Annotated in this window: 7 protein-coding genes; 3 read left to right on the top strand and 4 right to left on the bottom strand. The window is 42.9% G+C overall.

Annotated features, from left to right (window positions below; all coding sequences use genetic code 11):
* The first annotated feature begins 27 nt into the window (after positions 1 to 27).
* The gene (locus AC5JM2_RS11980; protein WP_495835102.1) at positions 28 to 351 is read left to right on the top strand and encodes a transposase; all 324 of its coding nucleotides are present in this window, start codon (positions 28 to 30) and stop codon (positions 349 to 351) included.
* Between the two features lie 85 nt (positions 352 to 436).
* Here the strand turns inward: AC5JM2_RS11980 and AC5JM2_RS11975 are convergent, their stop codons facing one another.
* Entirely contained in the window at positions 437 to 4,015 is a 3,579-nt protein-coding gene (locus AC5JM2_RS11975) for a WD40 repeat domain-containing protein (protein WP_495835101.1), read from the bottom strand.
* 145 nt (positions 4,016 to 4,160) lie between these two features.
* Between AC5JM2_RS11975 and AC5JM2_RS11970 the strand changes: the two genes are divergently transcribed.
* Both AC5JM2_RS11970 and AC5JM2_RS11965 read left to right on the top strand, forming a co-directional pair.
* Entirely contained in the window at positions 4,161 to 4,313 is a 153-nt protein-coding gene (locus tag AC5JM2_RS11970) for a ribbon-helix-helix protein, CopG family (RefSeq protein WP_495835100.1), read from the top strand.
* A gap of 99 nt (positions 4,314 to 4,412) precedes the next feature.
* Positions 4,413 to 4,916, top strand: coding sequence for an ankyrin repeat domain-containing protein (locus tag AC5JM2_RS11965; RefSeq protein WP_495835099.1), 504 nt, complete (start codon positions 4,413 to 4,415; stop codon positions 4,914 to 4,916).
* Here the strand turns inward: AC5JM2_RS11965 and AC5JM2_RS11960 are convergent.
* From AC5JM2_RS11960 to AC5JM2_RS11950, 3 genes are all read right to left on the bottom strand, one after another.
* Positions 4,887 to 8,537, bottom strand: coding sequence for a WD40 repeat domain-containing protein (locus tag AC5JM2_RS11960; protein ID WP_495835098.1), 3,651 nt, complete (start codon positions 8,535 to 8,537; stop codon positions 4,887 to 4,889). The genes AC5JM2_RS11965 and AC5JM2_RS11960 overlap by 30 nt on opposite strands.
* A gap of 407 nt (positions 8,538 to 8,944) precedes the next feature.
* Entirely contained in the window at positions 8,945 to 9,694 is a 750-nt protein-coding gene (locus AC5JM2_RS11955) for an SDR family NAD(P)-dependent oxidoreductase (protein ID WP_495835097.1), read from the bottom strand.
* 45 nt (positions 9,695 to 9,739) lie between these two features.
* Positions 9,740 to 10,456 carry an SDR family oxidoreductase gene (locus AC5JM2_RS11950; RefSeq protein ID WP_495835096.1) on the bottom strand — a complete coding sequence of 239 codons (717 nt, stop codon included), beginning with the start codon at positions 10,454 to 10,456 and terminating at the stop codon, positions 9,740 to 9,742.
* Positions 10,457 to 10,986: the final 530 nt, after the last annotated feature.

Here is a 10,986-nt window from a genome sequence, read left to right as displayed (position 1 = left end):
ACCCTTGTCTAATTTTACCAGACTGTATTGGACTCAACCGAAAACTGCTATAATCTCTCGGTTCACCATGCCGAGTGTATACGAGTTGCGATTGAGTCGGTAGGCGCAAAAGTAAAGTTTAAGCCACCATTATCCCCAGACTTATCACCAATAGAGCAATGTTTATCAAAACTGAAGCACTTTCTCCGTTCTTGTGAGGCACGTACTCCTGAATCACTCGACCAAGCTATGGCTCTTGCTGTAAATTACATCACTGAAGATGACGCCTACGAGAAGGTTCAATCACTGTGGTTTATTTATCTGAAAATCGCTGTAAGGTTACGCTTTTGTAGTTTCGAGAATTGTCGTTGAGGAAGACAACAACTCTACGATAATAGACCTTTCAATTCATACCATTTTGGCGAAGGTATTGCTTTGCCAACCTAGTTTTTTCTGCTCACTTATTGTTGCCTGCGTCCAGTTTATACTCAATTGCCCCTAGAGTGTTCAGAGTGGCAATCGTCGCCTCCGTTAATCCGATAACGCCAGTTAGCTTCATGCCCTCGTAAGGTTTTTTGCTTCTCAGACTTCTGATGCACTCACCTGTCGAGACATCCCAAATCCTAATTGTTTCGTCTTCACTGCCACTAATAAAAGTATGGTCTTTGGAACTGAAGGTAACTGATAAAACTCCTTTACTATGTTCCTGTAAAGTTTTAAGGCACTTACCATCCGAGACATCCCATAACTTCACTGTTTTATCCGTACTACCACTGCTTAGAGTTTGCCCGTCTGTGGAGAAAGCGACTGACCAAACCCAGCCAGAGTGCCCTTGTAAAGTTCTGAGGCACTTACCATCCGAAACATCCCATAACTTCACTGTGTGGTCTTGACTGCCACTACATAGGATTTGTCCGTCTGCACTAAAAGCGACTGACCAAACCCAACCCGTATGTCCTTGCAAAGTTCTAATGCACTTACCATCCGAGACATTCCATAGCTTTACTGTGTGGTCTGTACTACCACTAACTAAAGTATTACCCTCAGGACTGAAAGCCACTGACAAAACTCCATGATTATCTTCATGTAAAGTTTTGAGGCACTTACCATCCGAGACATCCCATAGCTTCAGTGTCTGGTCATGACTACCACTAGCTAAAGTATGACCATCAGGACTAAAAGCAATTGACCAAACCCAACTTGCATGTCCTTGTAGAATTCGGTAGCAATTACCAGTATCAACATCCCATATCCTTATTGTCTTGTCATCACTGCCACTAGCCAAAGTATGACCGTCAGGACTGAAGGTTACAGACCTGATGACATTGTTATGTCCTATGAAAGTTCTTAAGCATTGACCAGTGTTCATATCCCATAGCTTCACCGTTTTGTTATCACTGCTACTAGCTAGCATTTGACCATCAGGACTTAAGGCAATTGACCAGATCCTATCACCATATCCTTGTAGAGTTCTTAAACATTCACCAGTAGCAACATCCCACAATCTTAACGATTGGTCATCACTGCCACTTGCTAGGATTTGACCATCAGGGTTAAAAACAACTGCTCGCACAAGATTATTATGTCCTTGCAAAGTTTTTAGACACTGACCAGTACTGACATCCCACAACTTCACTGTTTGATCCCAACTACCACTTGCCAGCGTTTGTCCATTTGGATTGAAGGCGACTGACCAAAGCCAGCCAGAGTGCCCCTGCAAGGTCATAAGACACTGACCAGTGTCAACATCCCACAATCTCACCGTTTGATCGCTGCTAGCACTAGCAAGTATACGCCCATCTGAACTGAGGGTAGCTGACCAGATCGCCTCATCGTGTCCCTGCAAGGTTCTAAAACATTGACCAGTGCAAACATCCCACAGCTTCAGTGTTTTGTCCACGCTGCCGCTCACTAGCATTTGGTCATCAGGACTAAATATGACTGCTCTTACCATATTATTATGTCCTTGCAAAGTTTTGAGGCACTGACCAGTACCGACATCCCACATCTTTATAGTCTTGTCATCACCGCCACTTACCAGCGCTTGCCCATTTGAGTTGAAGGCAATTGACCAGATCCCCTTTTCATGACCCCGCAAGATTTTGAGACATTCACCAGTCGTGACGTTCCAAAGTTTGATTGTTTGATCATCACTGCCGCTTGCAAGAATACGACTATCAGGACTGAAGGCAATGGATGTTACCCAATCAGCGTGACCTTTATAGGTGAATAATTGTTTCCAATCAGCAACTTGGTACAAGCGAATTTCACCATTCATATCGCCTGTAGCCAAAAATTTTCCATCGGGGCTAAATGCTACTGACAGCATTGCACTGAAGGTTTCCGCAAAAACAGATTTAGCCAAATTGGCATGACAGAAATTCGTACTGTGCAAATTCACACACCGTAAGTCTGCTTGCCAAACCGTCAAATGAGAAAAATCATAGCCACTTAGATCAATTTCCAGATGACAAAGCAGATTAACAATATTTCCAGCCGTATAACTTTGTTCTAACGGAGATTCCTCTCGCAACCTTGCTAAAATTTGAGTTAGCTGATTTTCAAGGTTTCTTTTGCTTCTCAAGACAGTGAGCAGCCCATCTATAACTGGTTGGAGAATAAGGCGAACTTGAATATCTCTAATATAATCTTTCGCTGTCGCCTTCATCAAAGCATGACACCTGGACAAATCGATATTCTGAGTAACAATCTCTTCACAAACTTGCTCTATCAATCGATTTGTCACATACTCCATAACGACTGGTTGTAGCGTGAAGGTTACTGCACTTTTTTCTACTAGCGATCGCCTTACCAAAGACTCCAAAGCCTCCAGTAATTTCTGTGGTGGGATCGGTGATACTATATCTTCTCGTAACTCTGATAGCGAAACTGGCTCACGATTAATTCCCAGCCAGTACATTATGTCCTTTTCTAAATTTGACAAGCGCGAAAACTGCTGGTCTAATAGTTCGTGAATGTCACCAAAAACAACACCGTCTTGTTTGAGAAATTCAGAAATATTACCATCAAACAAATCTTGTATCGTCGTCGCCACTATCTTCAAGGCTAAGGCGTTACCCCCATAGCGCTCAACGACTGCTTGCAATTCTGATTCCTGGCCAGAGAAACCCTTAATTTCAAAGATTTTTTGCCCATGTACCGCTTCTAAACCACTTAATTGTAATGAGCGAACGGGCAGTGCTAATCCTTCGAGTGACGCCACGTCTTTCGGTTTTTCCCGAGAAGTCAGCAGCAAGCAGCTTCTGTGGGAAACTTCTCCTAAGCGTCTGATCAACTGACCATAATCCTCGTAGCCTTCTCGATACTTTCCAGCAATAACGCCACTTTGCAGAATGGTCTCAGCATTATCTAGTATAATCAGACAGCGGTGTTCTCGCAAAAAATCCATCAGTCGCGAGATTCTTTCATCTACGCTATTTGGTAGATCAGCTTCTAAAACCTGGGCATCACAGAAAAATTGAATCAAGTTCGTCAAAAGCTCGAAAAGGGGAGGGGCATTGTAGAGTGATCGCCAGATAACGTACTCAAACCGCTCCTGAATTTGTTGGGATAGCTTGACAGCCAGAGAAGTTTTACCAATTCCCCCCATTCCCAACAGAACCACCACTTGACAACGATCCTTAATGATCCATTCCTCTAGCAAAGCTAGTTCTGCTGTGCGTCCATAGAAAATTGAGACACAAATTGCTTCTCCTAAATCAATGCGCTTGAGGACTTTCAAGTCTTCCTGGTTCACTAAATCTGAGTCTGGCTTTGTATAGTCGCTTTGCTGTAGTTTTAAATTAAACGCTATAAACAAACGAACAAGCGTTTGTTTGTCAACCCCTATTTCGCGAGTTAGCACTTTCCTAAAAGTGACAGGAGTTATTCCAGCCTGTTCACTTAATTCTTCCAGGGTACACCTACAGCCAGAATTTTCCTGAAATTCCCACTCAACTTTGGCATTTTGAAGCTTTTGCCAGCCTTGAGGAGTCAGTATAAGCCCACGCTTGCGTTTTTGCTTTTGCTGTTTCATTATTTCTCCAATTATGACGCCCGACTTGGGCTATCTACTCCAAAACGGGTGCCACTTTTGCTACCTCCATTGACCACTGTCTACTTGATTTTATATCTTAACTTTTTTAGTATAGTACTTGAAAAGTCATTGAAAAGCAATAACCATGCCCAGACAAAATGCTGCCAACTTGACGATTCAGTTCTCGCAGGAGGAAAAAAAAATTTTGGAGAAATATTGTCAGAAGATGCAGCGAACCAAGAGCGATGTTATTCGAGAGATGGTTCGCTCACTTAAAGAATATTTAGATGAGAGCTAAAAAAATACAATCTTCAAAAGAAAAATTGACCCTTGCAACCTGAAAGCAGGATTTCTTAGACTTCTGTATATCAACGCGTAAATCCTTAATTTTGCAGATATGAGTAGTCTAGTTGCCGCAGTGAAGAATAACGATCTTGAATTAGTCAAAAAATTAATTGAAAATGGTGTAGACGTTAACCAAATAGACAGCAGTGGAAATAGCCTCTTGATTGTCAGTTCTGCTAACGGTCAATCTGAAATGGTGAAGCTACTTCTTGACTCTGGTGCTGATATTCACGCGGTAGACTCAAGTATGAAAGCCACTGCACTCCACGCTGCTGCCTATTTGAGGCATCCAGAGGTTATGGAAATTCTGATTGAGTATGGAATTAATATAGATGCTCAGGGTCCTTACAACGGATACACTGCCTTACACGATGCGGTTTGGCAAAATAATGTTGAAGGAGTTAGGCTCCTGGTAAATGCAGGTGCGCGCTTAGACATCAAAGGCAAGAAAGGAAATACCCCGTTAGATCTTGCCAAAAAAAGTGGGCACAAAGAAATTGTTAGCATCCTTTCTGGAGCGATCCCTCTAGTTAGTCATAGCTCCCAAAGCTTTTAGAGAAGCAATAGTTGCTTGTGTTAAACCTATAACACCAGTAATGTTCATTCCCTCTAGTGGTCTTTCGTTTCTGAAAGTTTTTAAACACTCACCGGTCAAAACATCCCATAACTTAACTGTCCCATCTTCACTGCCACTAAGCAAAGTTTTACCATCCGGACAAAAAACAACTGACCTTACCCAGTGGGTATGACCCTGTAAAGTTTTAAGACATTCACCGGAGTTAATATCCCACAATTTTACCATTTGGTCTACGCTACCACTGGCGAGGATATTACCTTGAGGACTAAAGGCAACTGACAACACCCAACTCGTGTGTCCCGATAAAGTTTTGAGACATTCGCCTGTGCCAACATCCCAGAACTTCACTGTTTTATCTTTACTGCCACTGGCTAAAATCCTACCTTGAGGACTGAAAGCAACTGACAATACCCAACCGCTATGTCCCAACAAGTTTTTAAGAGTTTGACCTGTGCTGACATCCCATAACCTCACGGTTTGGTCATCACAGCCACTTGCCAATATATTACCAATCTCCTGAGCCTGCGGCACGGCTGCGCCGAACGCAGACGCTATGCCTACGGCACGGCTGCGCCTATCGCTAACGGGACTGAAGGCAACGGACCATACCCCATGACTATGTTCCAGTGTTCTCAAGAGTTCACCAGTGCTGACATCCCATAACCTCACAGTTTGGTCATCACTGCCACTTGCCAGGATATTGCCTTCAGGAGCAAAGGCTACTGCTTTTACCCAACCAGTATGTCCTTGCAAAATTTTATAGCATTGGTTAGTGCTAGTATTCCATAACCTGACTTCCTGGTCGTAACTGCCGGTTGCTAGAATATTACCTTCAGGACTGAAGGCAACGGTTCGTACTCGGTTAGCGTGTCCCAGCAAAGTTTTGTTACACTGACCAGTGCTGACATCCCAACAGCGTACAGTTTGGTCATCACTGCTGCTGACAAAGGTTTTGCCACTAGGAGCAAAGGCAACAGACATCACCCCGTTACTATATCCTTGCAAGATTCTCAAGGTTTGACCAGTGCTAACATCCCAAAGCTTGACAGTTTGGTCATCACTTCCACTGGCAAGGATATTACCTTCAGGACTGAAAGCAAGTGACCAGATTAAACCAGTATGTCCTTGCAAGGTCATAAGGCATTCACCAGTGGTATGATCCCAAAGCTTGACAGTTTGGTCATCACTGCCGCTAGCTAGCATTTTACCTTTAGGAGCAAAGGTGACTGACCTTACCCGGTTGCTATGTCCCTGCAAAGTTCTGAGGTATTCACCAGTGATGGCATCCCAAAGCTTGACGGTTTGGTCATCACTGGCACTAGCTAGGGTTTTGCCATCCAGACTGAAAGTCACTGAAGAGATCGAACCAGTATGTCCCTGTAAAGTTATTTTACATTCACTTGTTGTGAAATTCCATAGCTTTAAAGTTTTGTCACTACTAGCAGTGGCTAGGATCTTACCTTGAGGACTAAAAACAACTGACAATACCCGACCAGTATGTCCCTGCAAAATTTTATGGCACTGACTGCTGCGAAGATCCCACAAACTCACCGTTTGGTCATCACTGCCACATGCTAAGATATTACCTTTAGAACTGAAGGCAACTGTTTGTACGCGCTTAGGGTGTCGAGTGAAAGTTTTCAGGCATTCACCGCTGCTTGTGTCCCACAACTTCACACTCTGATCAGCACCAGAACTACTGATGGTATCGCCATCCGGACTGAAGGCGATCGCTCGAACCCAACTGATATGTCCTTGACAGGTTAAAAGTTCTTCACTATCAGTAAAGTCTTGCCATAAGCAAATCTTACCATTAGCGTCACTCATCGCTAAAACTTTTCCGTTGGGACTGAATGCTACCGCAGAAACTCTACTGAAGTTTTTCGTAAAAACAGACTTGGATAAATTAGCGTTTTGGAAATTGACTTGAGGTAAATTTACACCTCTTAGGTCAGCTTGCCAAATACTCATATTAGAAAAATCATAACCCCTCAAATCAATTTTTAGCTGACTAAGCATATTGATAATATTTCCGCCTGTATATCCTCGTTCCTGTAAAAATTCTTTTTGCAGCAATGCTTTTATTTCAACCAGTTGATGTTCAAGTCTTTTTTGGGTTTTAAAAATAGTGAGCAATTCATCTATAAGTGGTTTGAGGATAAAGCGTATTTGAGCAACTCTTACATATTCTTTGGATTGAGCCTTACTCAAAGCATGATGTCTAAGAAGCACAATTTGCTGAGTGACTATCTCTTCACATACTTGCTTTATTAATTTGCTAGTCACATACTCCATTAATACAGGTTCTATTGTGAACAATCGAGTGCTTTTCTCTACTTGTGTAGGTGTAGCCTTGTCGATGAGACTTCTGCGCACCAGAGACTCCAAAGCCTCTAGTAATCTCTGTGGTGTTCCTATTGATATAATATCTTCTCGCAATTGGAAGAGCGTCATCGGCTCACGATTAATGCAGAACCAGTACATCACCTCACGCTCCTTATCCGACAAGCGCTCAAACTGCTGGTCTAAAAGAGTAGTAATATCGCCAAAAACTGCGATTTCTTGGTTTAAAAACTCAGAAATGTTACCATTAAAGACATCTTGAATCGTTGTTGCAACTATCTTCAAAGCTAATGGATTGCCACAATAGCGTTCAAAGAGTGCCTTCTTTTTAGAATCTTCTCCAGATAGACCTTTGTGGCGCAAAATTCTTTCTCCTTCCTCCTCACACAGACCTCTCAGGTGTAATGAGCGAACAGGTAGTGCTTCTCCTTCGAGTAACGCCACGTCTTTCGGTTTTTCCCGAGAAGTCAGCACTAAGCAGCTTTGATGAATTGTTTGTCCCACCCGTTTTATAAGTTGACCATAATCCTCATAGTCTTCTCGATAGCTTCCAGCAATAGCGCCACTTTGTAGAATGGTCTGTGCGTTATCGAGTATAATGAGACAGTGGTATTGTCGCAAATATGAAATCAGTTGCGACAATCTGCCGTCTACGCTTTTTGGTAAGTCAGCTTCACAAATCTGGGCGTCACAGAAAAATTGAATTAAGTTAGCCAAAAGCTCGAAAAGTGGAGGGGCATTGTAGAGCGATCGCCAAACAACATACTCAAATTGCTCCTGAATTTCATGGACTAACTTAGCAGCAACAGAGGTTTTACCAATACCCCCCATTCCCAACAGTGCGACAACTCGGCATTGCTCCGTCAGGAGCCATTGCTCCAGCATAGCCAATTCTGTTGTACGTCCACAAAAATCTGACACACAAACAGCTTCGTCCCAATCAATGCGCTTGAGAGTTTTCAAGCCTTGAAGACTCGCCGAATTGGGATTGCTCTTTGAATAGTCGCTTTTCTTCAATTCTAAATCAAATGCCATAAAGAAACGAACAAGCGTTTGTTTGTCAACCCCTTCTTGGCGAGCGAGTACTTTCGCGACTGTATTCGGAGTTAATTCAGCGCGTTCACTTATTTCTTCCACGGTGTACTTCATACCAGATTTTTCGCGAAATTCCCATTCGAGTTTTCCTTTCTGAAGTTTTTGCCAGCCTTGGAGAGTAAGTATAACGCCACGACTCCGTTTTGAATTACGCCGATTCATAAATTTATAAGTTTTATATTTATCTTATAAAAATTAATCAGAGAAAAAAATATTGGGTTAACAGGCGATATTGCCAGTATGTACACTCTACAAGCACTTGGAATCAATATTTTACTTATATATATGCCGTGTTTTGATTAGTAACAGATAAAAGAAGAAACCGCGTCATCGTCGAGAATAAAGACTGATTAACGCGGTTTCATTTTGGTTTTTTATCTGTGTTTTTTGAGAGTTATAGCAGTCGCCAGGTAGATTAGGACACGAACTAATGAGAAAACACGGTCACCAAGAGACTTTCAAGTCTGTTAAGCGTTAAGCGCTATATGATCTCAAAAACAAGGGTGCGGAGTATGGGAACCGTCAATGTCCAATAAAATTCTGTCCCAGAATACGTTTGCAATACCTGTTTACCAAGGCAAAGCAAAAGGCCCACCAAATTTTCTCATTTCTGCAAAAAAGCCGCCTTGAGAACCACCGTCTGGTAGTGTAGCTAAATAGACAGCGGTTTCTGCACCTTCCTCAGCAGTGAGCGGGGCATCTGCTCCTCCAATATCGGTTTTCATCCATCCTGGAGAATAGTTATTGATTAGGATATTAGTATCCTTCAACTCCCTCCCCAACAAACAAGCAACTCCATTTAAACCAATTTTTGATAGCCGATATGACGGAGCAAGGGGATAATAATCATTGGGTATATAATTTAAGGAAGCCATTTCAGTAGATACATTGACAATGCGCCCATAATTATGCTCTTTCATCATAGGAATCAGTGCTTGACAAAGACGTAAGGGACCCACCGAATTCACCGCAAATGTCGAGATAACCGTATCTAATTTAGCAGTCAAGACACTGCCTTCTTCAGCTTCTTTTGCAGGATTTACCCCTGCGTTATTGACTAAGATGTCTACTCTCCCGTACTGTTCGTGTAGCGCGTTTACAAAGTTTTCAACACTCTTGTCATCAGTAACGTCCAGAGGTAGAAAGTCCACTTCAAGACCTTGTTGTGCTAATTTTTCGCAAGCTTCCAATCCCTTTGCTTTGTCCCGACCGGATATAATGACTTGAATATTGTCAAGCTTTGCCAGTTTTCTAGCAATCTCAAAACCAAGACCTTTGTAACTTCCTGTAACAACTGCAACTCTTTTTTCTGTGTTCATGATTGTGTCTTTTGTCGAATTGTAAATTAAAATAGACAGATGATTTTACACGGGCTGGGCGGATGGTACAACCAAAAGCCTCGGGATGAGGACGTGGGGAGGCTGCTCTAACACGAAACGAACGCAACGGGCGATGTCCTGCGGTTGCAGTAAACCCCCAGAAGCGATGAATTCTTTGTGATTGTGATCCCAGTGGTCATACAAGCCTGTATCCACGCTGCCTGGGGCAATGGACGCTACGCGAATGTTAGTTCCTGCGAGTTCCATCCGCAGCGAATCTGTGAACGCCTCAATGGCAAATTTGGTTCCGCAGTAGGCACCAAATTGCGGAGTTGTTTTCAACCCGGCGATACTCGAAGTGTTGATTAAAAAGCCGCTGCCAGATTCCTTGAAGTGCCGCAGCGCCGTGTAGGCCATCCTATAGGCAGATTCCACATTGATCCGAACCATCTGGCAGATTGCTTCGACATCGACATCAACAATCGCCCCCACAGTCATAACGCCTGCGTTGTTGAAGACTACGTCGAGTCGGCCAAAAGTTTGGATAGCAAAGTCTACCAATTTTTGTGGCAATTCAGGGTCTGTGATTTCACTGGGAACGGCTTTAGCATTTTGTAGATTCGACGCGAGGTGTTCGAGTTTATCTTGCGATCGCGCTGTGAGTACTAGACTCATGCCTGCTGCATCTAGGTCCTTAGCGACAGCCTCACCAATACCACCACTAGCACCGGTGATGATGGCAACTTTATTTTGTAAATTCATGGGTGTGTCCCTTCAGTTGTTTTCAAAAGCGAGGTTGGTCGCAGCAGAGACCGCGTTCACATCTGCTTGTGTCACTTAAGTGATTGGAGTCGTTTTCTTTTTGGTGGTTGGATTAATTATGGGAAAAACGCGGTCGCTAAAAGTGCGTGCTTACTGTGCAATAGAAAAAGTAACCGCTCCTTTATATAGCAATCCTAAATCATAAGCCCTGCGGGCACACTACGCGTTCGCTCTTAGCGTGCGCTTGCGCTTACATGAGAAAAATAAAGGCTCAAAGGCTTGTCAAAACGCGCTTTTAAACTTCGTAAATTCTCACAATTCATATAGAATTGCTATGGCTATACGGAATTTAACCACAGTAGCTCTTGTTGTTTGAGTTATTTTTATGAATGCACATAGGCTGCGCCCTGATCATTTTTACTTTAGGGAGTACAATACACAACCGCAAGGGTTAAAATTTAGAAGGAAGTGTGCATTTTTTCGATTTTACTTCCTTCCCTGTCTAAGATTACCTGTCTTCTTTATTTTCT

The organism is Brasilonema angustatum, assembly GCF_059505445.1.
Note: the sequence above shows the minus strand (reverse complement) of the source record. Positions and strands in the feature narration are given on the sequence as shown.